Consider the following 24,351-nt stretch of genomic DNA (forward strand, 5'->3'; position numbering starts at 1 on the left):
TAACGCATCTCTAAATATTTAAAGATGATGGGTTACGCGATCGCTAACCCATCCTACATGTAATTACTTATATTCCTAGTAATCAATTATGTTGAAATCCCTCAAAATCGAAAATTTCCGTTGCTTCCAATCCTTTGAGATGCAACAACTTGGCAGGTTAAATCTCATAGTTGGTACTAACAACAGTGGTAAAACTTCTATCCTAGAAGCCATTCAATTATTAATTGCTTTACCAACAAATCACGCAATATTGAGTGATATTACTGTTGATCGTAGTGAATATATCAATGAAAATAGTGATACTCATCTTGCTATTCGCCATCTTTTCTACAATCACAAAATCGATGAAGGTTTTCAAATTTCGATTACTGGCATAGATAGCTCTGGCAAATCAGAACAAACTCTTCTTAAAGGTCAGAAGAATAGAGATGATGGATCTCCTGAATTGTATGTTTTACATTGGGATGATGTAGAAAATAGAGTCCAAAATACAAGCCTATGTCTGCCAATTTCTCAAGATGGAATCATTGTTATTGATTCACAAAGAAAAGCTAATTGGGAAAAAAGTTTTAGTAGATTACCACCAAAAACTCGCTTTGTAAGTTCATCTTCTTTTTCGTCTGAACAAATGATCGAGCTGTTTGAGCGCATAGTGATTACACCAGAAGAAGATCTTGTAATAGATGCATTAAAAATAATTGAGCATCGTATCAAACGAATTGCAAATGTTAGTTCTGGTAAGTATCGGTATGAAGGAGCGCATAGTGGATTTATCGTTCAACTTACTGACGAACCCCAACGTATACCAATTGGTAGCATGGGCGATGGAATGTGGCGGATTTTAGGACTTGCTTTAGCGATCGTAAATGCAAAAGATGGCGTTTTGTTAGTGGATGAAATTGATACGGGTCTGCACTTTACGGTGATGTCTGATATGTGGAAAATGCTCTGGGAAACTGCAAAGCGCCTTAACGTCCAGATTTTTGCGACTACCCATAGCAATGATTGCTGGCAGAGTTTAGCGGATATTGCTAATGCTGAAAATCCTAGTGAAGATGGTATTACGATTCATCGAGTTGAGAAAGGGAAAACTCACAGTATTGTCTTTACTGAAGATGAAATTGCGATCGCTGCTGAAGAAGGGATTGAGGTACGCTAGGTCATGATTACAAAAACAAGGCTCTTGCTTGTGGAAGGAGATGACGATAAGCGTGTAATCCCTGAATTAATTGAAAAAAATGGCGTGGCATGGACTCAAGACGATCCTCTCATTCCTCATATTCATTCATGCGGAGGATATCCCAAATTATTAAATCAGATTAAACCTCGCTTAAAAGAATCTTCTCTGTCTCAACTTGGAGTAATTATTGATGCAGATGATAACCCTCTTGGTCGTTGGGAAAGCATCAAAAATCGATGTCAAGCAAGTATTCCAAATTTGCCTAATAAATTGCCTGAAGATGGCTTAATTTGCAAAGTCACAAAAGAGCTTAAATTTGGAGTTTGGCTGATGCCTGACAATTTTCAACGAGGGATGTTAGAGACTTTTCTAGCCTATATGATTCCTGCCGACAACGAACCGCTATGGCAATTTGCTCAATTGTCAGTCCAAGAAGCAATAAGCAGGGGCGCGAAACTGACAGAAGTACAATATGACAAAGCTAATATTTACACTTGGCTTGCTTGGCAAGATCCCCCAGGTCGGCAATTACATCAAGCGGTCAAAGAAACGGTTCTTGATCCTCAACATCCTAATGCTCAGAAATTTGTGAAATGGTTTAAGGATTTGTATGGATTGTGAGCGATCGCCTAAATCCTAAAACTACTCCCCGACGACAACATCCTCCCAATAAACACCTCAGCACCGAAAACTAGTTCCTATGAGAAATTTGCAAAACCTTCTATTTGCTGCCCTTGGTGGTGTACTCATGGGGCTTACGCCCGATCCCTTTAGTCAATGGTGGCTAGCATGGATTGCTCTCATTCCTCTCTGGATGCTAGCTCAGAAGCTAAAATTCAAAAGCGCGATCGCAATGGGCGCAGTATGGGGGTTTTGCTATCACGGCATGGCGTTATTTTGGATTACATCAGTGCATCCGATGGAATGGATGGGCGTACCTTGGTGGACTAGCTTTTGGATTGCGACATTAGTTTGGTTACTGATTACAGGATGGGGAGCCGTATTATCAGGACTATGGGCAGGCGGAATGTCTTTACTTACGCACAAACTGAATGTTCCAAGTCGGATTATTATTGCTTGCGCGATTTTTAGTGGATTAGAAATTGTTTGGAGTTGGGGTCCCCTTTATTGGACAGCATTAGGCTATACCCAGAGTCCCCATGATTTACTGTTGCTCCAAATTAGCCGACTCTCTGGACAACAGACGATGACTTCTGCAATTGTGGTAATCAATGGATTATTAGCAGAAACCCTATTACATAAACCTTGGCGCGATCGCCAGCCCCTATGGAACCAACAAAAGCAGTCCATAGTTTTACTAAATTGGGCTAAGCAATGGCGCTATGCGATCGCCGCAATTGTGATGTTATTAGCAATGTCTGGCTATGGCGCATGGGAAATGCAAAGCGATCGCATGATCAGCACCAACTCTCAAGCAATTAAAGCAGGAATCATTCAAGGTAACTTCCCTAATGCGCTGACGGTAAAGCCGAAAGGATGGGAAATCGCTGTTAATAATTACACTAAAGGCTATGAGAAACTAGCTCAGTCGGGCGCAGAAATGATCGTCACCCCTGAAACAGCGATTTCTTTTCTCTATCCCAATTACGATGCCAGACGCGAACCTTTCGATCAAGTAGTCGAAAAATATCGCGTTCCTGTGTGGTTAGGAGGCTTTGGCAAAACGCGCAATCCTAATACTGAAGACCCGAATAACTATACGAATAGCCTCTTTCTGATCGATGGTTCCAATAAAATCCTCGGTCAATATGACAAGGTGCGGCTCGTTCCTGTTGGGGAATATATTCCCTTTAAACCAATTTTAGGAAGTTTAATCAAGCGTCTATCACCATTACGAGGCGAAGTAGAAGCAGGTTCCAGCGAGCAACTAGTCGATACACCTTGGGGACGTTTTATCGTTGGCATTTGTTATGAATCTGCTTATCCCGCCACTTTCCGATTTCAAACTGCCGCAGGTGGTCGCTTAATTCTCTCAGCATCTAATAATGCTCATTTCGCTTCCTATATGTCGGCACAACATCATGCCCAAGATGTGGCAAGAGCGATCGAAAGCGATCGCTGGGCGGTGAGGGCAACTAATACAGGCTATTCAGGCTTTGTCGATCCCAATGGGCGCACAGTTTGGCTATCGGATGTGAATACCTATGAAACCCATTTAGAAACGGTTTATTTGCGCGATACCAAGACTCTATATGTCATGTGGGGTGACTGGTTAACACCTTTGCTTTGCATTACCAGTGTTGCAATCTATGCCAAACATCGTTTTGCCTAAACAAAGAGAGGCGGTGCAATGCGCCGCCTCTCTTTGTTTGCTTCGCCTGCGTAGCAGAATGCTAAACAATCTGGGTTTGTAACTATCCTGAGCTACTTAGCAAGAAATAACAATACACCGATCGCTAAAAAGATGATTGACCAGACTAGTCCCCAAAAAGCGGGATGACTAGATACTTTATTGCCATTAGCAGTAGATAGAAGTTCTAAATCCATCCAAGAGGCAACACCACGACGGAACCAACCTTTAGCAGTAGTTTCCATTCCAATCAAACCCTGTACCCGCTTCATACCAAAAAAGAAATTACCAAAAGGTCCCCAACGAGAAGCATAGAGCAGATACATCATGCCTGATTTGTCCTGTAACTTCAGATCGGAGCCAAACACATAACCTGCATCGCCACGACCGATCAGATTTCCTTCCAATTGCACAGGTTGACCACGCAGAGGACTAGCATAGGCATCGGACATCAGGGTAATTACATCAGTTGCTGGCGCATTCTTGGAACTGGGATACATGACCGATCGCTTAAATATCATCACGACACCTAACAATAGTAATGGAATCGCCACAAATGCTTTTAAGCCACCAATACTCTTAAATAGAACTGCACCGATCGCTAAACCAAGGATAATCGCAATGAATTCTGCACCATAGAGCAGAACATCTTGATAGAAAGTTCCATAGAGCCGTTTTTTGTCGAGGCGTTTACCTTCGGCAACCACACGCCCCATATCAAACTCCATATCTAACCCAAGCTGCTCAGCATAGTTACTGAGAGCACGCACTCGCTTGCCCGTGAGCGGATGGGTCGAGTTTAGCTCCATCCACCAACCCCAAGGATTAAACAAATCCCACAGGAAGAGACGACCAATTTTTTCTGGAGAAGATGAAATTTGATAAGCCGTACCCGTAGAAGCTGCTGCCTTAGAATCATAGATACCAAGGGCGCGAGTACCCTGCATCAAACGACTTGGCTCCGTTGCTTTTTCAGTTTCTTGGACAATGCCATAGGCAATTTTCACCAAAGCGCGTGACAAAGCATTGGGATTGCCCGTTTGCTCGGCGGCGAAATGGTCAGCAAAATATTCTCTAGTGCGCGATAGATAGAGCAGCAAATATGTGCCAACAATATAAAAACCATAGGCAATAAAGGCAGTAATCATAGCGGCATTTTCTGCCCGTTCATCATTAATTTTTTTGCCAACCTCGCGAATGGTGACATAGAGCAAATAAGTAATTTGCACCAAGGTCGAGGCAACGGTCATCACCGCAAAGTCCCAATGCACAATATGTCCTAGCTCATGGGCATAGACAGTGGCAGCTTCGTCATCATCAAGATATTTGAATAAACCTGCACTAACCACTAGACGAGCGCTATTAGGCAAAGCCCCATAGGTAAAAGCAGTCGGATTGTTATCATCAATGATCCCTAAACGTGGCTGGGTAATCTTTTTGAGATTACACACACGTTGAATGGTACGGGCTGATTCAGGACTGAGGCGTTCAATTTCTTCGATCTTGACCCAGCGGGTGTGATAGAGCCAACCTTGAGTCAAGTCCATGATCCAAGGCGATACAAAGAAGATGATCGCATTGACTAAAACAGTGACGATTACCGCAACGCCAAATCCAAGGATCGGATTGGGGCTATTGACGATAAAAATTGTTGCCGTGACTAGGGAAAATACAATCCCCACAAGTAGGGCGATCGTAATACTAGAGGCAAAGGCAAGATTACCTGCAATTTTAGCTGTGACGAGGCTTGCACCAACTTGATCGGCACGCCCCGCCTTATGAGGTAATTCTGAATGGGGAAATTCTGATTCTGGTGTGGACATACAATCCTCTCTTCAGTTTATTGAGTCCTAGTTTGAGTAATTAGTCCCGTGTTGTAATGTTTTTGTTGCTCAATTGCTAAAAAACATCACCATAATTCAACTATAGGTTTCTAGAATTTAAGCTATACAAAACAGTACCCAAATTCTAGTTATGAAATTCAATACATTTATGATATAGCGATCGCCAAAATCAAGATATTTAACCAAGATTAAGCCTCACCAAAGATAACTGTGATGCTTTGCATCACAGTTATCTTTGGTATTAGTCCACCTTAGTTAAGTTGGCAATTTTCCATTTGCCATCCTCAAACTTTAGGTTGCAAATATATCGCCCCCTTGATGGCTGCGACTGCGATCGATCAATTTTGCCATTGACATAAAGGGTGGGACTTTCAAAAATTTCCACAGTTACATTTGCCTGATCATCTTGAATGCCAAACGATCCTGCGCGACTTACCTTAAAGTCACCGTAGCGATAAAAAGCATTATTGCTTTGCAGCCAGTCAATCGAACCTTTGCGTTTTTCGTAGGCTTCACCTGTAGTCAGTTCCGCTAATAGCTGCCGATCAAAGGGTGGAGCAAACATTTGATTTTTAGCCGCTACTAAATTATTCACAAGATCCACCGCTTCCGACTCTGATAAAGACGCGATCGCTGTTTTCGTTGGCTTAGTAGTAGGTGTAGCGGTGGGACTAACCGTAGCAGAGGGAGAAGCCTTAGGAGTAGAGGTAGGACTAGTAGTTTCAGTAGGCGTTGAAGGACTGGCAACAGGTGGAGAATTGGGGCTAGGTGTAACCGTAGGCTTACTAGTTGAGTTATTGGTAACAGGACTCAAGGTACTAGAGCCATTACGAGTTGCCATCACCGCACCGATCGCGATCGCAGTAGCAAAGGCAGCCACCCAAACCGCAATCCATAAGCCCTTATTACTACCTTTATGATCACTAGTTTGATAGGGAGCAGACACCTGTACCGTATGCTGTGGAGGATTTTCGGAGGGAGCAGAATGGAGATTAACGGGAGTAGTGGGTGGTGGTAATGGTGTGGTCGGAGCAGGTAATGGCTGGACTAAAGGCTGAATTGATGGCATTGGCGATTGGGCGATCGCAGGATTATAGGGCTGCGTCGGCGGAACCTTAGGTAAAATCTCAGTCCCCAAATCATTACCACTATTGGTACTCACAATCGTGGACTGAATACCATTGGCAGACTGCACTGATTGATGGGTTGGTAAATGATGGGAACCCAGATTTGCTAGCACTTTACGAATTTCCGCCGCCGATTCATAGCGATCTTTGTAGTGATAACGAGTCATCTTGGTTAATACACCAACTAGCCCTGTTTTATTGGGTACAAGATGCTGCCAGATTAATTCCCCCGTTTGATAGTCCTCTTGCAGTTCACGAGGCTGTAAACCAGTGAGTGCCTGAATACCAATTACACCGATCGCATATAAATCACTACTAGGGCGCGGCTTGCCTTGGGCTTGCTCACTGGGCATATAACCTAGAGTACCGATCGCTACTGTGGCAACAGTTTGTCCCTCCTGCGCCATCTGATTTTGCACCTGTTTAATCGCACCAAAATCGATCAGTACCAATTTACCGTCAGATTTACGGCGAATAATATTGTCTGGCTTCAGATCTCGGTGAATTACCCCTTGAGCATGGGTATATTCCAAAATACTTAATAAATCATCTAATATTTGAATTACTTGGGCTTCACCCATTCGATAGCCGCGTACTAATTCCAATTCTAGCGATCGCCCCTCGACAAATTCTTCTACTAAGTAAAATTCTCCTGACTGCTCAAAATAGGCAAGTAAGCGCGGAATGCGATCGTGATCGCCCAACTTTGCAAGGACTTGCGCCTCACTGGTAAATAAGCGATTGGCTACTTTGAGATATTCGCGATCGTCACTAGCGGGCTTCAGGTGCTTAACTACACAAAGTGGCTCATTGGGTATGCGCGTATCATGGGCTAAATATGTATGCCCAAAGCCCCCCTCACCTAGTTTGCTAGCAATGCGATAGCGCCCATCTAGTAATTGACCAATCATGCTCGCTCACTCCAAATTTTCCAATAAATATAGCAATCCTAAATGGTTTGTGGAAGAGTGCACCAATGGGAGGATCTTCCACATCACAAGGATTTTAGTTCTCGGCTTTAGGAGAGGATTTACGATACTAACCCTCTCCTAAAGCCAGTTGTAAATTATCCCGCACTCGCTTTAGCCCCATATCCTTAAACAATACAAGTACACGTTGGTTTATGATGGTTAGGCTGTAATGTCTATATCACTTAAAATGCTTATGTCCTAAAATGACATAGCCTAGAATAGACATATAGCGTTTAGAAACGGTTTGTAGACAAGGACTAGTAAACTGCTAGCCGAACCAGTTGTTTTGATGATTTATGGCTAGATACACTCAACATTTCTTAGTTGAAATCGCTCCCGAAAATTTGCATTCAACGATTATCAAAACGTTGGAATCCTGCGGCTTGGTAATTACCTATGAAACCGACGACTATGTAATTGCCCAAGAGACAGAAACCACTTCTCACGCCAAAATCGTGACCGTAGAAGTTTTGATCCATCGCTCTGAAATCGAAGGCAATCAAGCAAAGTTGACTAGCGTTACCAAAAACGCCGAATTACCACTGCGCGTTAATAATCACTGTCAAGGCATCTCCGATCGCGTTTCTAAAGCATTCAGTGACAGCACAGAATGGAAGCTATTAGAAATTTCGGGATATTAGACAGTCTGTAATGGGAATAAATGGCAAATTATTATCGTGTTCTCGCCGAGAATCGGCAAGCTAGATTTAATTACGAAATTCTCGAAACCCACGAAGCAGGGATCGAGCTACTTGGTACTGAAGTTAAATCCATCAAAGCAGGAAAAGGAAATTTAAGAGACGCTTACGGCATTGTCCGCAAGGGGCAGATTATGCTGCTAAATATGTATATTGCCCCACACCACACTACAAGTTTGTACTTTAATCATGAGCCAACCCGCACCCGTCGGCTATTAATGCATAAGGACGAAATCCGTAAGTTGATCGTGGCGGTACAACAAAAGGGCTTAACTCTCGTACCACTTAAGGTTTATCAAAAGGATGGCTGGATCAAGGTTGATTTAGCCTTAGTAAGACAGAAGAAACTCCACGATAAGCGCGACGATATGAAAAAGCGTGATGATAAACGCGATATCGAACGTGTCATGAAAAATCGTTAAAAAAGCGGCGCGATGCGCCGCTTTTTTAATGGGTTGCCATCATTTCTAATTGATAGAGACTGGCATATAAACCATTCTTAGAGATTAGTTGATCATGATTGCCTGATTCGATGACTTCGCCTTGCTTGAGGACAAGAATGCGATCCACATTGCGGATCGTCGATAAACGGTGAGCGATGATGATCGTGGTGCGATCGCGCAACAAGCGATCTAACGCCTGTTGAATCAAAAATTCGGTGCTGACATCAAGGCTAGCCGTTGCCTCATCAAGAATTAAAATGCGGGGATCGCGGATTGCTGCTCTAGCAAAGGCGAGTAATTGCTTTTGTCCACCCGACAGATTTGTACCACGTTCACGCACTTGCGTTGCATAGGCATCTGGCAACTCTTGGATAAAGCGATCGACATTCATTAATTCGGCAGCTGCGATCACCTGCTCGATCGCATAATCCTCACCGAGCGTAATATTTTCTTTGATATCCCCAGAAAATAAAAAGGCATCCTGCAATATCACACCCACATATCTCCGCAGTTCCGCTTGGGTAATTTCGCGAATATCAATGCCGTCGATTAAAATTCTGCCCTTAGTTGGCTCATAAAGGCGTGATATCAAACGAATAATTGAGCTTTTACCTGCTCCCGTTGGACCAACGAGCGCAATTTTTTCACCAGCTTTCAGAGTAAAGTTGACATCCTTAAGCACATATTCATCAGGCTTATAACCAAACCACACATGGTCAAAACAAATTTCGCCAGAGCCATCAAGGGGTAAAGATTTAGGATGTTCAGGATCACGAATTTCAATCGGTTCTTGAAGAATGACATTGATTCGCTCAACCGCCGTAAATCCCGACTGAATCGTAGTAAATTTTTCGGCTAGTTGTCGAATCGGATCAAAGAGACGCTGTGAAAACAGAACAAATGCTGAGAGTTCGCCAAAGGTAAGATTATTCTGCACAATTTGTCCACCACCAAGCCAGAGTACACCCGCGATCGCTACTAGGGCGATCCATTCCAACGTTGCGGACACTGCCGAATCGTGGAAGACTGTGCGGTTCACCTCATTGGCATACTGCTGGTTAACTTTAAGATGTTGCGTGGAGTTAAACTTTTCGCGGCGAAATAACTGAACAATATTTGCGCCAATAATATTTTCTTGAAGAATTGAGTTTAGTTCGGATAGGCGATCGCGTGCTTTAAAATTCGCCTTGCGATATTCATACTGAAAATAAACGATTAGAGCCGTGACGGGTAAGACCATCATCACCAGCAGCAATGCTAAATCCCACCGCAGCAAAAACATAAACGCCGCAATGGTAGCGATCGCCGCCAAATCGCTAAGCACACCGACAGCCCCAGTTGCAAAGACATCACCTAACGCCTCAACATCACTAGTTAAGCGCGTAATCAATTTGCCTACGGGAGTACGGTCAAAGAAACTAGTCGAGAGCGAGGTAACGTGCTGAAATAAATCTCGGCGGATATCCGCTGTAATTTTTTGCCCAACCTCTTGCACCAAGTAGCCCTGCCATGCCTGAAACATGAGTCTCACTGCAATTGTTAGCAAAATAACCACACAAATCCAGCGCAAACCAAACAAATCGCCACTTTTAATTGGACCATCGATCGCCTGCTGCACAAGAATAGGCTGCACCGCACTAGCGATCGACAAAGGTACAAGTAAAAATAGCGATATGATCAGCTTTTGAGAATTTTGTTTTGCATAGGGCAATAAACTCAACAGCAATCGCCAATCATTACTGTTAGAACGATTTACAGGTTGAGCCTTAGCAGAGCTAGCTTTGGAGGTGTGTACCACTATTATTCGAGGTCTCTGTTACCAGGATTACGAGAAGGATCGCTGTTAAGGAAACCAAACACAAACAAACTGATGAAGAATATGACGGTGATGTAGACCACTATTTTTAAAGTGAGCATAAATAAAATAACTCCGTATAAATATCTAATAATTTATCCTATGTTCAATCTTATAGGAAAAGATGGGAATTCCTTATACTTACTTCAGAACAGCTATTTGGATTTGAGTATTTATACTCAGTACTGCTTAAGCCTTAAAGACCTGTCCTAGCAGTTGAGATCGTTCGATATATAAAGACACCTGACTAGCGATCGCCAGCAACAATTTTTCATCGAATGCTGAATAGGCAAGCGTAACTTCTTGCACATTTTCTTTTGTAATTGAAATATCCTGAACTTTACGATTTATTAACTGAAATACGCCAATTGTTCTTTTTTGAGAATCAAACATCGGCACTGCCAAGACCGAACGAGTGTGATATTCAATATCGTAATCAAAGGTTTTGTGATGGCGGTAGCTAGCATTCTCTGGTAAATCATGGGCATCCGAAAGGTTCAGAGTTTCTCCCGTCAGCGCCACATAGCCAACAATGCTGTCTTGATTCAATGGCACAGCAAAGTTAACCAATGAGCGATCGGGCTGGGAAGAATTTTGAGAAACTTCAAAACAGACCGTATGCACAGGGGCAGAGCGATCAATCAGATAAATACTACCTGCATCACTCCTCGTCATTTTCCGCGTAGTCTCTAACGAAAACTCCAAAAAAGTTCTTAAGTCATCAGTACTCGACAAGGACATAGATAAAGCAAGCAAATCACTAAGCAACCATTTGTAATAATGCAATTGCTCTGTTAGTACCTGAGGATCTAAGAGAGACAGATCTTCAGATGTTTCTTTTTGCCAACCTAAATCAGGAGTCATGGATATTGCCAATATCTGTAGTAATGCTCTGCAAATCTAAATAAAACCTAAATAAATTAAATTATTAGGTCTTAGTGCCAGCAATACAATCTATGCGAACAATACTAGCAAAATCGCCTAAGAAAAACACTAAAAACAAAACTTAAAGAGTAGAGCTAAATACTACCCTTTAAGTTTTCTTTTTAATCGTCTTCAGCTTCATCTTCACTAAATTGAAGATCATCAATCGGATAAACATCTGGCCAAGCAGATGCACCATGCTCATAGACATCTATACCAATTCGATCTGCTTCAGGATGAACTCGGAGCATTCCTAAAGCTTTAAGAGAGCCAAACATCAAAAAGGCAAAAATAACGGAAAAAGTGGCGATCGCTGCTACCCCGACAAGCTGCACACCAAGGACATCAAATCCCCCGCCTAAAAATAAACCAGCTTTTTTATTAATCGTTAGGGCTGGATGTCCAAATAAACCAACAGCGATCGTTCCCATTGTCCCGCAGGAACCATGCACCGCAAATGCACCCACAGGATCGTCAATTTCAAACCACTCAATAATATCCACCACCACTAAAACTAGAACACCAGCTACTAGTCCAATCAAAGCTGCTGCCCAAGGCATGACATAGGCACAACCTGCGGTAATAGCGACCAATCCTGCTAGTGAACCATTCAGACCACAAAACAAGTGCCACTGACGGAAGCGAAAATAGATATAAAGAAAAGCAGACATCGCCCCAGCCGCCGCCGCTAAAGATGTATTTACAACCACGAGACTCACTAGTCCAGGATTACTCATCGTCAATGCGGAACCAGGATTAAAGCCATACCACCCAAACCATAAAATCATTGCCCCAATCGTGGCATAGCCAAGATTATGTGCAGGTGGAATTTGCCCCCAAACGCGATCGGGACGAGGACCAAGTAAATAGGCTCCGACTAACGATGTCCAGCCGCCTACAGTATGGACAACGGAGCTACCAGCAAAATCGTGATAGCTCAATTTATTCAACCAACCGCCACTATTCCAAGCCCAATGCACCACAATGGGATACATAATTGCGCCCATGATCGTGGTGTAGATTAAATCCCCTTTAAAATCTGTACGCTCCGCCATTGAGCCTGTGGTGATTGTGCTGGAGGTGGCAGCAAAAGCAAATTGGAAGAAGAACAAAGTTAATGTACTGATCGGAGCACTGGAACCACCTGCCCCCATCGCATATTCGATCGCCCCACTGCTGTTGATACTCAAGGCATTACTTAAAAAGAAGCCGTCAGTCCCCCAAAGTCCATTGCTAGTTGTGCCAAAGGCGATCGCAAAGCCAGTAGCCCACCATGCTAATAGGGTAGTTGCTGCATCCACAAAGTTTTCAGCAAGCGTATTCACCACAGAGGTTTGCCGCACTAGTCCTGCCTCTAGCATCGCAAAACCACATTGCATGAAGAAAACTAAAAAGCCTGTAATTAATACCCAACTTGTATCAACCGAAAGCCTTAGCTCAGTAGTAGTTTTGCTAACGGATTCTAATGTAGTCGTGTCGATCGCCTGAGCGATCGTTGGCGTAAACGCGGCAAATATCGCTGCCCCGATCGCGATCGCCACAAAACGTGCCCAATGATTTCTTTTTTTGATTACCTTTGCCATGATTATATCCATACACCGCTAGTTGACTCACCGAGCGACTACCTTTCATTAGGATTAACATTTATCTAATATCTACGGCAATAGCCCATATTCAGCCGCACAAGCATAGCGTTTTCCAATCTAGCGGTTTGTTTGCCCGTTTTTGCGTGAACACAAACCTCTGTATTTTGCTTGAAAAGCTACGCTCAATAGATGTTTCTATATTGAGACTTATTCCTTTAGAATTTAGTAATATCAGCAGAGCCACTATTTCTTATACGTTTAAGACCACTCTGCAAAAGTGTCGATTAGTACAGTCAAACTCATTACATGCAGCACCTTGCATCATTAGAACAACGAGAGAAATTTTTGAAAGAGCCACTTTGCAGCACTTTCAAAAATTTCTCTCGTTGTTAGTTCAGCGTAAAAGGCTGAAGCTGTTGTGATCGCAGTCACAGAAAGAGTGCTTTAAGATCGCAGGTTAGGCGTGAGTGCCATCACTGCGAACAATCAAAGAAGAAACGATACTACAACTACTAGCGACGTATCTACATAATTTTTCCCCGCAAGAATGCCTCCTGCGGGTTTTTTATAGCGGTCTTTGTAAACAATTCGTTACAATATTGAAAGCACAGTTACCAACGCAAGGAATAAAGCAGGGAATTATGTATTTAACATGGCTAGACAGTAATTCATGGCTCATCGAAATTGCAGATAAACGCATTTTGCTCGATCCTTGGCTAGTTGGTTCACTGATGTTTGGTAATGCTGCATGGTTCTTTAAATCCGAGCGTCTCACCCCTAGAGAAATCCCCCAAAATATTGATTTGATTTTGTTATCTCAAGGATTGGAAGATCATGCACATCCCGCGACATTGCAGCAACTAGATCGCCAAATTCCCGTCGTTGGTTCACCTAGTGCAGCAAAATTAGTCAAAGAGTTAGGCTATACGCAAGTTACAGCCCTTAATCATGGTGAAGTATTTAGTATCCCCCATCTCTTAGAAATCAGAGCAGTAATTGGTTCTCCGACTGGCCCCACCACAATGGAGAATGGCTATATTTTGCGAGACTTGGTAGCAGGAACTGCTATTTATTACGAACCCCATGGATATCATACCCAATCTATCCAAGAATTCGCACCCGTCGATGTAGTAATTACGCCAACTATTGATTTAAAGCTGCCTCTGGTTGGTACGGTCATTAAAGGTCAACAGAGCGCCGTAAAAGTAGCTCAGTGGCTAAAGCCTCAATTTATCTTACCCACTGCCGCAGGCGGTGATTTGAGCTTCAGTGGCTTTTTGCTCAAGTTTTTGAAAGCAGAAGGCACAGCCGAATCCTTGCGATCGCTATTGGCGGCAAATAACCTTGCAACCCAAATCATCGAACCTAAGCCTTGGGAACGCTTTGAAGTCAAGCTCCAAAAAATAGCAGCTTAGAAATTCTCTGTTTTTACAGCAATTTCCGATCAAACGAACCACAAGAAAAATTTTGAAAGCCTTGCTTCGCAAGGCTTTCAAAATTTTTCTTGGTTTGGTTTTGAGCGCAAAGCGCTGTAATTCAGCCCAACGTGCTGTAAAGCATAAAAGAAGAGGGGCAATTGCCCCTCTTCTTTTATGGAAACTTAGATGTAACTAAATGTGGCTCTTCTAAAAATATTGCTGGCATTTCCGCAGGATGCTCAAGAGGTTTAGATTTTGATTTCCTATCGAGCAGCATATAGGTTTCCATTTCACCGCGACCTTTAATAAACACCTTGCCACGATGCCAGAAAGAATAATTGTGTTTGAGTAAGTCATAGGTTGCCTCTGTCACTTGAATACCTCCAGCTAAACCGTGAGATTCCATGCGACTAGCTAGGTTTACAGCATCACCCCATAGATCATAGATAAACTTGCGGATACCAATTACCCCTGCGACAACAGAACCCGTATTAATGCCAATGCGTAAACGGAAAGGAGTTCCATCGTCACCGCGTTTAAAGTTCGCTATTTCTTTTTGCATTGCTAAAGCCATTTCCGCGATCGCTTCAGCATGATCGGGTCGCGATGTGGGCAATCCACCTACCACCATATAGGCATCACCAATGGTTTTAATTTTCTCTAAACCTAACTGATCCGCCAGTCGATCAAATGAGGAGAAAATACCATTGAGTTTGTTGACTAGTTCATTAGGAGAAATGTTTGTCGCTAGCTCCGTAAAGTCCACTATATCCGCAAATAAAATCGTGACATTATCAGATCTAGAAGCGATCGTACTATCACCATGCTTAAGTTGATGCACAATCGCCTTAGGCAAAATATTTAATAGGAGATTTTCTGATTTTTCTTGCTCAGCCTTGAGTGCCTGCTCCGATTGTTTACGCTCCGTAATATCTTGGACAATGCCTTCATAGGAAACTAAATTACCGTCCTCGTCATAATTGGCACTAGCACTAATCAATATCCAAATTATGCTGCGATCGCGTTTGTAAGCTAAGGTTTCAAAACTGACGACCGAGCCATGCGTTTCAATCTGATATAAAAATTCTCGATAATGCTCAGGCTCTACAAATAGGCGATATTCGTCCAAAGCCACACCAGTGAGCAGCTCGGCGGTTGATTCATAGCCATAAATCTTTGCTAAAGCGGGATTAGCATTGACATAGCAACCATCGGGCTGTGCTTGGAAAATACCTTCAATCGCATGTTCAAAAATACTGCGATACTTCTCTTCGGCGGTACGCAGTGAGTCTTCAATTTGTTTCTGATGACTAATATCAATAATCACACCGTCCCAAACTGTGTCGCCATTTTCATGACGATGGGGCTGAGAGATGATGCGTACCCACTTCACGTTCACAAATAAGCTGGAAACCCGATATTCATGCTCAAAAAAGCTTAGTTCTTCAGCCGATTTATGCACAATCTCATTCAACTTTGCCCGATCCTCTGGATGTGCCATATCAAAGACCCATTCCAAATGCTCTGAAAATTCTTCTACGGATATACCGAAAATCTCCTGAGTCCGTGGACTGATATAGGGCATAGAGACTTCACCATTAGGATGCAGCACTGCTCGATAAACCACACCGGGGACATTGTCCGCGATCGCCGAAAAGCGTTGTTGACTCTCCCTTAGTAGTATTTCTGCCTGTTGCCGTTCCGCTGCCTCATTTTGAAGCCGCTTGATCGTTTTTTGTAATTGGATCGTGCGCTGCTCAATGCGTTGCTCTAACAGTTCATTTGCCTCACGCAAAGCACCCTCAACATTGAGTAGATCTGCCTGTGCCTTGATCAAACGCTGATTTGCCTTAAACAATTTCGACATCGCAGCGCGAGTGATTTCAGGTGCAAGCTGGTTTCGACCTTTTCCATGACCTCTGCCCAGTAACTCAGCGATCGTAAATTCTAGTTCTTGGGAATCCTTTTCCAGTTGCCAAGTTTGGTGAATACTTTGAGGAATTTCTGCCAGCATTTCTGTTACCACCGATGAGGTACTAGATTGCAGATCCTCCACCCCTAACCAAGGCAGTGGCTTAATTGGGTCAATGGTATATACAATTTCCAATTTTCCTGTCGATGTTACTTCAGCAATCCGACAAGCCGTGGAAATGTGATGGTTACGCTCCATCGTAATCTTACCCGCAGGAATCAAAAGACTTTGACCATACACCGATTGCCGTACTGTTTCAACATCAAAAGTTTGCGCTGCTTCAACAGCCAACTTCCACAAAAACACCTGAGCATAGGCAGCCTGCATCAGCGTGTTGACTACAGGAACTGCACCATTATCTACATCAAACCAAGCTGCGGCTTTACGCAAAAAATCTTGATTCTGGGGACTATCCAAAACCTGAAAATAATTGGCACTGAGCAGATGACCAGCCAGCGATGATGGATATAGACTTTGAGTGAGTTGATGGAGTTCTACATCTGTCAAGCGAAGGGATAGGACAGGAATATCTCTGGCTTTGATATCGGCAATGGCATACTGTTGCAAAAAGGCGATCGAATTGTCGGGGGTTAGCGTATTAATAACAATATCAGGGGCAATATTCTTAATTTTGGCAATACTATCTTGATATTCATAAATATTGCGCGGCACATAGTCTTCACACAACAACAAGCCATTTTGTTGTTTTAATTGAGCGCGAATAATTTTGTTAACTGTGCGGGAATAAATACCATCCGTCCCAATGATGTAGATACGATCACCTTTATTTTGGGACAGCCATGTAATCACTGGCTGCACAACTTGATTGGGACATGCGCCTGTATAAAATACGTTTTTAGAAAACTCTAATCCTTCATAGGCATAGGGATACCAAAGTTGCACATGCTGTTTTTCGAGGATTGGAATCAGACTTTTACGCGCTGACGATGTACAAACTCCAAATAAATTACTAATTCCGAACTCATCAAGGAAGTATTTCCCTTGTACAGCGATGTTTTGCTCATGGGGAGCCATATCAAACACCACTGGCTCAATCGTTTTCCCTAATATTCCCCCAGATTGATTTATTTCTGCGATCGCCATCAATGTCGCATCTTTAACTAGCATCTCTCTAGTACCCAAGCTGCCACTGAGAAAATGCATAATCCCAACTCTCATGACATCAGTCCCCTGATTGCTTTCAGTATTTAAGGACTTAGTCTCTTGATTCATGATGGCTGATACTCCTTAAACATTAACGCGAGTTCTAATCATAAAAATGCCAATGTTGGCTGGGTGATATTCACATCATTCTTGGTATTAGCGATACAGTTTTTCTGAGTAATATGTGCATGAGCATCTTCTATATTTGCGGAAATCTGTTAATGCCATCTAAATTAAGACGATCGCTAAGCAGATGATAGTTAAACTGACTACACTACAAGCATGAATGTGTATTTATAAGATCTATATATTTATGCGGCTTTTTTTAGTGATTTATGGACTATATATCTTAATTTTTGTCTCAAAATATAATTTAAATCCTCATAATTAATAAATAAATTACAAAAAAAATCAAAAAATTGCCTAGGAAATATCCTACACGGTTTTAATTTAGCTCGATCTACCACAAATTATGTTCGGCGAAATGGCTCAAACTAACTTCCTGCTCGTGGACAGGAAATCAAATTGCGTATTTTAAATTTCTGCCAAAAAAGCCAAAAGATTACGCTTTGAGATGCTGTAAATATTAGATGTTGCCAATATTTACAGTATTTGCCAATAAGTGAGAATTCCTCAAATAAATCGCTTTGGCAATTGACTGATGTAGCACTAACAAAGTTTCAGCCCGATTTGTATCTAGCTCCTCTAGACTTAACCCCGCACATTCATGCAAACTTAACCCTGCAAATCGATTTTTTAGCCAATCAATTTCTACTACCGATGCCCGCGTGATTATCAAAATCGGTAAATCAGCAAACATTTCCAGTTGACTAATAGTTTCTAAATAGGTCAATAGGAGTTGGCGATCGCCATCCAATAAAAATAAATCTGGCTGCCAAATTTTTGATAACACTTCGCATTGGGGCAAATCATCGGCTTCTAGCAAACAATGCCCCAAATCCTGCAACAAATTAATTACCGTATCATCCAGATTGTGATTTAAATATAAAAATTTCAGGGGCTTGGGAATAGTCAAGGAGTGGGGCAGAAAAACATGTAATTCTGCGGCTTTGATTGGCTTCAGCAAAATACCATCAGCCTGATGCACAGTAATTCTTGGTTCATCCGCACGTTTCATCATGACCATCCGAATATGCTGTGTGATCGGATCGCCTTTCAGCAGCGCGAGCACATCCCATCCCGACAGCATAGGCAAATCTGGACTTAATAAAATCAAACAAGGCTGTAAACGTCTTGCCTTTTCCAAAGCCTCAGTCCCCGATCGCGCAATTACCACTTGATAGTCCAAGTCCCCTAGCGTCGTTCTCAGCCAGTCCACCACCTCAGAGGAGGTTTCGACAATTAATACTAAGCGGCTACGAACACCGTTATTACTCAAAGTTTGTTGATCAGAGTTGGTAGGTTCAGGGGGCAGCAAAATTGTAAACTGGCTCCCCACATCTACTTGAGAGACAAAAGTAATATCACCACCATGCAAACGGGCTAAATGTCTGGTTAACAGTAAACTCGAACCCGTACCTTCAAACCGACGGGTTAACACATTTTCCATCTGTTGAAATTTTTGAAATACCAAACATTGTTTTTCTTCAGGAATACCAATACCTTGATCCCATACGGTGAGCGCCAGCCAACCTTCCCACCAACGCACAGTAATACCAATTTTAGGAGAGCTATGGGGCAAATCTCCAACTAATCCCGATGGCAGCACACTAAATTTAAACGCATTGGATAGCAAATTGACGAGCATTTGCTGTAATCGCGTCTCATCTGCGGAAATTGTCTGGATCGTAGGATCGATATCCAAATTGATATCTAGTTCCCAACCTTCTTCAAAGTTGTAATTACGAGAAATTGCTGAATCTTGCTGGACTAATTTCCGCACTTGTTGAATACTTTTGAGGCAAACATCTTTAACCGAAACTGTCTCGGAATATAGCTCTAGTTGCCCTGCTTCAGCTTTGGCAAGGTCAAAAATATTATCAATAATAGAAACTAATTGACGACCACTTTGATGGATCATTTTCACGTAGCGACTTTGGCGATCGTTCAACTCCCCAAAAGTATTGTTACTCAGCAAACTGGCAATCCCAATCACCGAAGTTAAAGGTGTTTTTAACTCATGGTTAATACAGGTCAAAAATTCGTCCTTGAGACGGCTTAAACCTGATAGCTCTTGTGCCAGATTTTTTTGAGCGCTGATATCATAGGCGATCGATAGCTCTAGACCTTGGAGACTTCCTTGGAGTGGGACATTCACCACCTGCCAAGTAAAGGATTGCCCATCAGTTGTACAAAATTGATGGGTTTCTGGGATCTGGGTCTGAAGCAATTGGTGTGCATCTTCGGGAGCCACAAAATCACCAGATGCATCACCCGAAATCGTATGGTTCTGAGCACCTGAGCGAGGAGATAAATCATATAAACTATTGCGCCATGAAGAATTCATCCCCACGATCGCCCCGTTTTGATCACTCACCCTCACAGGTAGAGGCAACTGATAAATGAGCGGCAACAATAATGAAGCCATGGCAGATTGATCAGTTTGTTCAGTTTTGATAATGGCTCTTAATAGGACAGAAACCTCTAAAACACCTGCAAATTTGCCATCACTATCTACCAAAGCCCATGTCTCCGCCGAATGCCGATATTGTGAAATTCTTTGCAGAAAATCAGCCACGGTCATCGAGAGAGAGATGGATGGCAATGGCTCAAGATCAATATTTTCTAAAGCGATCGCAGGGGCAACAAAAGTACAACTATCAGACTCATCTTGCCAATTTAATAAACAACGCGCACTAAATAAACCTTGAGGCAGCTCATTTGCATCCAGCACCACCACACTAGACCAACCCTTTTTCAGAAGGTTTAATGCTTCAGAAGTTCTGGTAGGCAGTCGGCAAATTGCCACCAGAGACTGTCCATATATTTCTAAAGACTGATTTAAGACGAGGGAGTCCATATGCTGAAACCCTTACAGGTTATTGTTAATTAAGTGTCACTTGTCACTGACGGCTGATACATTTCTATATATAGTACGATCATCAATCTCACATGATTTTGCTATTTAAGTGCGAAAATAAAGCTTAAGATAAACTTCGTGCCATTCAAACCACCAATAGCCTGTGCCTGTTTTGACTAATTTACAAGTATGCTGTTTGGTGGCAGAAACTGATGTCAACCAAACAAAATCAGATCTCGCAAAATTTTTGCCAGAGGATCGATACACCGTAACGGTTGTTTCGGACTTAGAATCTCTTGTAAGTTTATTGAAAAAAAACAAAAATGCACAAGATTGTTTAGTTATATTCAGAGATGTTGAGGCTGTTGTCGAGCACCTCGGTATGCTAAATATTTTTATGCCTACCATACTTGTTCTAGAAGATCTTTATGAACAAAGCGAACCTCATGAACAAAGCGAATCAAAAGACTTTTATAGAGCCAGTATCAGCATCAGCTTCGATCAGCTCCATGATTTACCAACCATTATCGATCAGGCGATCGCCACCTTTATTAAGATTTCTCCACAAGTTCGCCACCAAGTCTATGTCAATATTCCTGATACTCCAGTTTCTGAATCCTTAAGTGTCCAACAACAAAGACTAGCTGATAAACTCAATGAGCGATTAGGGTATTTGGGGGTGTATTACAAACGCGATTCACGGTTATTCCTACGCAACCTATCTCCCGAGGATAGGCAGGAGTATCTCGGACGCTTAAGAAGCATCTATCGATCCATCATATTGGAATATTTCTCCGAAAAAAATAATGATTTAAACCAGAAAATCGATGAATTCGTTAACCTCTCTTTTTTCGCAGATATTTCTGTCTCACAGGTTCTCGAAATTCATATGGAACTAATGGACGAATTTGCTAAACAGTTAAGACTAGAAGGTAGAAATGATGAAATTTTATTAGATTATCGGATTACGTTGATTGACATGATTGCTCATCTTTGCGAGCTATACCGCCGTTCTATCCCCAGATCCTAAGCCAACTAATAATTCCAATTCCAAATAAAATCTTAATCAGAATTGGTATCGATATGAAAAACCATCTCAAATCTTGAAACTTTATCAATATTTGCCCGTAGCTCCAGACTAAATGCAAAAATCTAATCTATAGAACTATAGAAGTTTAAGAGATTAAGTTATAAATAGCCGAAGCACACCAAATTAATGAAATGATTCGTAAAACATACGTCCTTAAACTCTACGTCGCAGGAAATACGCCCAACTCAGTAAGGGCGCTAAAGATGCTTAACGATATCCTTGAAAAAGAATTTCAAGGAGTTTATACATTAAAGGTAATTGATGTGCTGAAAAACCCACAATTAGCTGAAGAAGATAAAATATTGGCGACCCCAACTTTAGCTAAGGTTTTACCACCCCCTGTTAGAAAAATTATTGGCGATTTGTCTGATCGCGAAAAGGTTTTAATTGGACTAGATTTACTATATGAGGAACTAATTGGCAATGACTAGCTCAACCACCCCAAATAATAACAACGAAATTAACGATAACAAAAGGCAAGAGCTAGGTGTACAGAAGTTACGCACCATGATTGAGGGGTTAGATGACATCACTCATGGTGGTCTACCAAAGGGGCGATCGACTCTGGTAAGCGGTACTTCTGGTACTGGTAAAACACTTTTAGCCATGCAATTTCTCTACAACGGCATTACAGGGTTAGATGAGCATGGCGTATTTGTCACCTTTGAAGAATCTCCCTCAGACATTATCAAAAATGCCTATAGCTTTAACTGGGATCTTCAAGAATTAATCGATCAAGGTAGATTATTTATTCTTGATGCTTCTCCTGACCCTGAAGGTCAAGAAGTAGTTGGGGACTTCGATCTATCAGCTTTAATCGAACGCATTCAATACGCAATTATTAAGTACAAAGCCAAACGAATCTCCATTGATTCGATGACTGCTATATTTCAACAATATGATTCTCTAGGCTTAGTCCGTCGAGAAATTTTCCGTATAGTTGCACGGCTCAAATCCCTTGGTGTCACTACAGTTATGACCACCGAGAGAGAATTAGAATATGGACCAGTAGCCCGCTTTGGGGTTGAAGAATTTGTTTCCGATAATGTCATCATCTTAAGAAACGTTTTAGATGGAGAACGCCGCCACCGTACCGCCGAAATTCTCAAGTTGCGTGGCACAACTCATATGAAAGGCGAGTTCCCATTTACAATGACCAGCAAAGGGATCAATATCTTCCCCCTAGGTGCAATGCGACTTACCCAAAAATCTTCTAACACCAGAGTATCTTCAGGTATTAGCACTTTGGATGAAATGTGTGGAGGAGGCTACTTTAAGGACTCAATCATCTTGACTACTGGGGCAACAGGTACTGGTAAAACCCTGATGGTCAGTAAGTTTATCGAAAATGGTTGCGAAAATGGTGAACGGGCGATCCTGTTTGCCTATGAGGAGTCTCGGCAACAACTGACACGCAATGCCTCGTCTTGGGGTACAGACTTCGACAAGTGGGAAAGTTCAGGTTTACTCAAAATTATCTGCGTATATCCTGAATCCTCTGGATTAGAAGATCATTTACAAGTAATTAAGTCCGAAATCGAAGCCTTTAAGCCCTCTCGTATTGCGATCGACTCTCTTTCAGCACTTGCTAGAGGGGTTAGCAACAATACCTTCCGTCAATTTGTGATTGGTCTTACTGGCTATGTCAAACAAGAAGAAATTACTGGCTTGTTTACTAATACCACTGATCAATTCATGGGTTCACATTCGATTACCGAATCCCATATTTCCACAATTACCGACACGATCATTCTGCTGCAATATGTAGAAATTCGCGGTCAAATGTCTCGTGCTGTCAACGTCTTCAAAATGCGCGGATCTCGCCATGACAGCCGCATTCGTGAATACATCATTACCGATCAAGGCGCACAGATTAAGGATTCCTTCCAAGGCTTCGAGAGAATTCTCAGCGGTTCACCCACTAGAGTCTCCGTCGATGAAAAATCTGAACTATCACGAATCATTCGTGGGGTATCAGTAGAACCTCTAGAATAAAAAAGTGGGGCTTTCGCCCCACTTTTTTATTCACACCCCAAAGATTCACGGGTATCAACCCCAGTTTTAGAGTTAACACCAGAAGCTACTTGACAGAGCTTTTTTGCCTGCAACACATCTAAAAGTGCATTGCTAAAGTCAGCACCAATAATATTTACACCATCAAAAGTTGCTTGCAGCATATTAGCGTCAGCCAAAATCGCATCACTTAAATCTGAATTCTTAAATCTAGAAACATAAGCTATTCCCGAGCTAAAGTCGATCCCATGTAAATTAGCTCCATCGAGAAAAACTCCGTTAAAGACTGCTCCGCGTAAATCAGCATTACTAAAATTAGTATTCTTAAAGGTCGCATTTGTAAACTCTGCTCTGATTAGATTTTTTCCCGAAAAGTCTTCACCTCCTACTGCATTTAAAATTGATTTCGTAACACTCGAAGAACTAGCAGCGTGAGCTGACAATGGCATTACAAACATTACTACTGCCACAAAGACACTTACAATTAATCTGTAATATTTCATAATCCATTAAGAATAATTTTTGTATTGCTAATAAATATTAACCTTCAGTATAAAGCTTCTTTTGGCAACTTATAGAAACATCAAAAATTCACTACAGTCTATATTTTTAGGCATCAACGCTCTCATCATTTTGAGATGATATTTGTGGTACAAGTTGCGATCGCTGAGATTCCGAAATCAAACCTTCCAATAGCTGTTTAGCCTCTACTTGTTTCTTAGCATTCAACGAAACATAACTCACTGTTATCACCGAATCACTGTTTGACGCCGCC

19 protein-coding genes (1 of these 19 running past the window's edge) are annotated in these 24,351 nt (G+C 42.1%); 9 read left to right on the top strand and 10 right to left on the bottom strand.

The window, feature by feature from the left end:
- Nucleotides 1–88: 88 nt before the first annotated feature.
- The 3 genes from HC246_RS09065 to lnt all read left to right on the top strand — a co-directional run bounded on the left by HC246_RS09065 (nucleotide 89) and on the right by lnt (nucleotide 3,473).
- Nucleotides 89–1,159 (top strand): AAA family ATPase, encoded by a 1,071-nt coding sequence (locus HC246_RS09065; RefSeq protein ID WP_169363103.1) that lies wholly within the window; start codon nucleotides 89–91, stop codon nucleotides 1,157–1,159.
- Nucleotides 1,160–1,162: 3 nt separating this feature from the next.
- Nucleotides 1,163–1,801 (top strand): DUF3226 domain-containing protein, encoded by a 639-nt coding sequence (locus HC246_RS09070; RefSeq protein WP_169363104.1) that lies wholly within the window; start codon nucleotides 1,163–1,165, stop codon nucleotides 1,799–1,801.
- Nucleotides 1,802–1,880: 79 nt separating this feature from the next.
- Complete coding sequence (gene lnt, locus HC246_RS09075; protein ID WP_169363105.1) at nucleotides 1,881–3,473, top strand: apolipoprotein N-acyltransferase; 1,593 nt, start codon at nucleotides 1,881–1,883, stop codon at nucleotides 3,471–3,473.
- Nucleotides 3,474–3,565: 92 nt separating this feature from the next.
- Here the strand turns inward: lnt and HC246_RS09080 are convergent, their stop codons facing one another.
- Nucleotides 3,566–5,314, bottom strand: coding sequence for a zinc metalloprotease HtpX (locus HC246_RS09080; RefSeq protein WP_169363106.1), 1,749 nt, complete (start codon nucleotides 5,312–5,314; stop codon nucleotides 3,566–3,568).
- Between the two features lie 262 nt (nucleotides 5,315–5,576).
- Nucleotides 5,577–7,373, bottom strand: coding sequence for a protein kinase domain-containing protein (locus HC246_RS09085; protein ID WP_169363107.1), 1,797 nt, complete (start codon nucleotides 7,371–7,373; stop codon nucleotides 5,577–5,579).
- A gap of 356 nt (nucleotides 7,374–7,729) precedes the next feature.
- Here HC246_RS09085 and HC246_RS09090 point away from each other — a divergent pair, with 356 nt between their 5' ends.
- Both HC246_RS09090 and smpB read left to right on the top strand, forming a co-directional pair.
- The gene (locus tag HC246_RS09090) at nucleotides 7,730–8,074 is read left to right on the top strand and encodes a hypothetical protein (protein ID WP_169363108.1); all 345 of its coding nucleotides are present in this window, start codon (nucleotides 7,730–7,732) and stop codon (nucleotides 8,072–8,074) included.
- Between the two features lie 20 nt (nucleotides 8,075–8,094).
- Entirely contained in the window at nucleotides 8,095–8,553 is a 459-nt protein-coding gene (gene smpB / locus HC246_RS09095; RefSeq protein ID WP_169363109.1) for an SsrA-binding protein SmpB, read from the top strand.
- 25 nt (nucleotides 8,554–8,578) lie between these two features.
- Here the strand turns inward: smpB and HC246_RS09100 are convergent, their stop codons facing one another.
- The 4 genes from HC246_RS09100 to HC246_RS09115 form a co-directional block, all read right to left on the bottom strand.
- On the bottom strand, nucleotides 8,579–10,372 hold the full coding sequence (locus HC246_RS09100; protein ID WP_169363110.1) for an ABC transporter ATP-binding protein: 1,794 nt from the start codon (nucleotides 10,370–10,372) through the stop codon (nucleotides 8,579–8,581).
- 2 nt (nucleotides 10,373–10,374) lie between these two features.
- Nucleotides 10,375–10,491, bottom strand: a complete 117-nt coding sequence (locus HC246_RS09105; protein WP_071590106.1) for a photosystem II reaction center protein I — start codon at nucleotides 10,489–10,491, stop codon at nucleotides 10,375–10,377.
- A gap of 127 nt (nucleotides 10,492–10,618) precedes the next feature.
- Entirely contained in the window at nucleotides 10,619–11,293 is a 675-nt protein-coding gene (locus tag HC246_RS09110; protein WP_169363111.1) for a GAF domain-containing protein, read from the bottom strand.
- Nucleotides 11,294–11,475: 182 nt separating this feature from the next.
- On the bottom strand, nucleotides 11,476–12,936 hold the full coding sequence (locus HC246_RS09115) for an ammonium transporter (protein WP_169363112.1): 1,461 nt from the start codon (nucleotides 12,934–12,936) through the stop codon (nucleotides 11,476–11,478).
- A gap of 644 nt (nucleotides 12,937–13,580) precedes the next feature.
- On the opposite strand from HC246_RS09115, the gene HC246_RS09120 reads away from it, so the two are divergent.
- A complete protein-coding gene (locus tag HC246_RS09120) occupies nucleotides 13,581–14,354 on the top strand; it encodes an MBL fold metallo-hydrolase (protein ID WP_169364537.1) in 774 nt (257 codons plus the stop codon).
- A gap of 175 nt (nucleotides 14,355–14,529) precedes the next feature.
- On the opposite strand, the gene HC246_RS09125 is transcribed toward HC246_RS09120, so the two are convergent.
- On the bottom strand, nucleotides 14,530–17,562 hold the full coding sequence (locus tag HC246_RS09125; RefSeq protein WP_169363113.1) for a transporter substrate-binding protein: 3,033 nt from the start codon (nucleotides 17,560–17,562) through the stop codon (nucleotides 14,530–14,532).
- 517 nt (nucleotides 17,563–18,079) lie between these two features.
- A complete protein-coding gene (locus tag HC246_RS09130; protein ID WP_169363114.1) occupies nucleotides 18,080–20,473 on the bottom strand; it encodes an ATP-binding protein in 2,394 nt (797 codons plus the stop codon).
- A 163-nt stretch (nucleotides 20,474–20,636) separates the two neighbouring features.
- On the opposite strand from HC246_RS09130, the gene HC246_RS09135 reads away from it, so the two are divergent.
- The 3 genes from HC246_RS09135 to kaiC all read left to right on the top strand — a co-directional run bounded on the left by HC246_RS09135 (nucleotide 20,637) and on the right by kaiC (nucleotide 23,558).
- Complete coding sequence (locus tag HC246_RS09135) at nucleotides 20,637–21,503, top strand: circadian clock protein KaiA (protein WP_169363115.1); 867 nt, start codon at nucleotides 20,637–20,639, stop codon at nucleotides 21,501–21,503.
- 191 nt (nucleotides 21,504–21,694) lie between these two features.
- On the top strand, nucleotides 21,695–21,994 hold the full coding sequence (gene kaiB / locus HC246_RS09140) for a circadian clock protein KaiB (RefSeq protein WP_009626105.1): 300 nt from the start codon (nucleotides 21,695–21,697) through the stop codon (nucleotides 21,992–21,994).
- Nucleotides 21,987–23,558, top strand: coding sequence for a circadian clock protein KaiC (gene kaiC / locus HC246_RS09145; protein ID WP_169363116.1), 1,572 nt, complete (start codon nucleotides 21,987–21,989; stop codon nucleotides 23,556–23,558). The genes kaiB and kaiC overlap by 8 nt, the downstream gene beginning before the upstream one ends.
- Nucleotides 23,559–23,584: 26 nt before the next feature.
- Here the strand turns inward: kaiC and HC246_RS09150 are convergent, their stop codons facing one another.
- Nucleotides 23,585–24,079 carry a pentapeptide repeat-containing protein gene (locus HC246_RS09150; protein WP_169363117.1) on the bottom strand — a complete coding sequence of 165 codons (495 nt, stop codon included), beginning with the start codon at nucleotides 24,077–24,079 and terminating at the stop codon, nucleotides 23,585–23,587.
- Nucleotides 24,080–24,185: 106 nt separating this feature from the next.
- Nucleotides 24,186–24,351 carry the 3' end of a hypothetical protein gene (locus HC246_RS09155; RefSeq protein WP_169363118.1) on the bottom strand. The gene runs 743 nt beyond the window's last position, so only the last 166 of its 909 coding nucleotides appear in the window; the start codon falls outside the window, past its right edge; the stop codon is at nucleotides 24,186–24,188.

It is taken from the genome of Pseudanabaena yagii GIHE-NHR1 (genome assembly GCF_012863495.1).
Taxonomy (GTDB): Bacteria; Cyanobacteriota; Cyanobacteriia; order Pseudanabaenales; family Pseudanabaenaceae; genus Pseudanabaena; species Pseudanabaena yagii.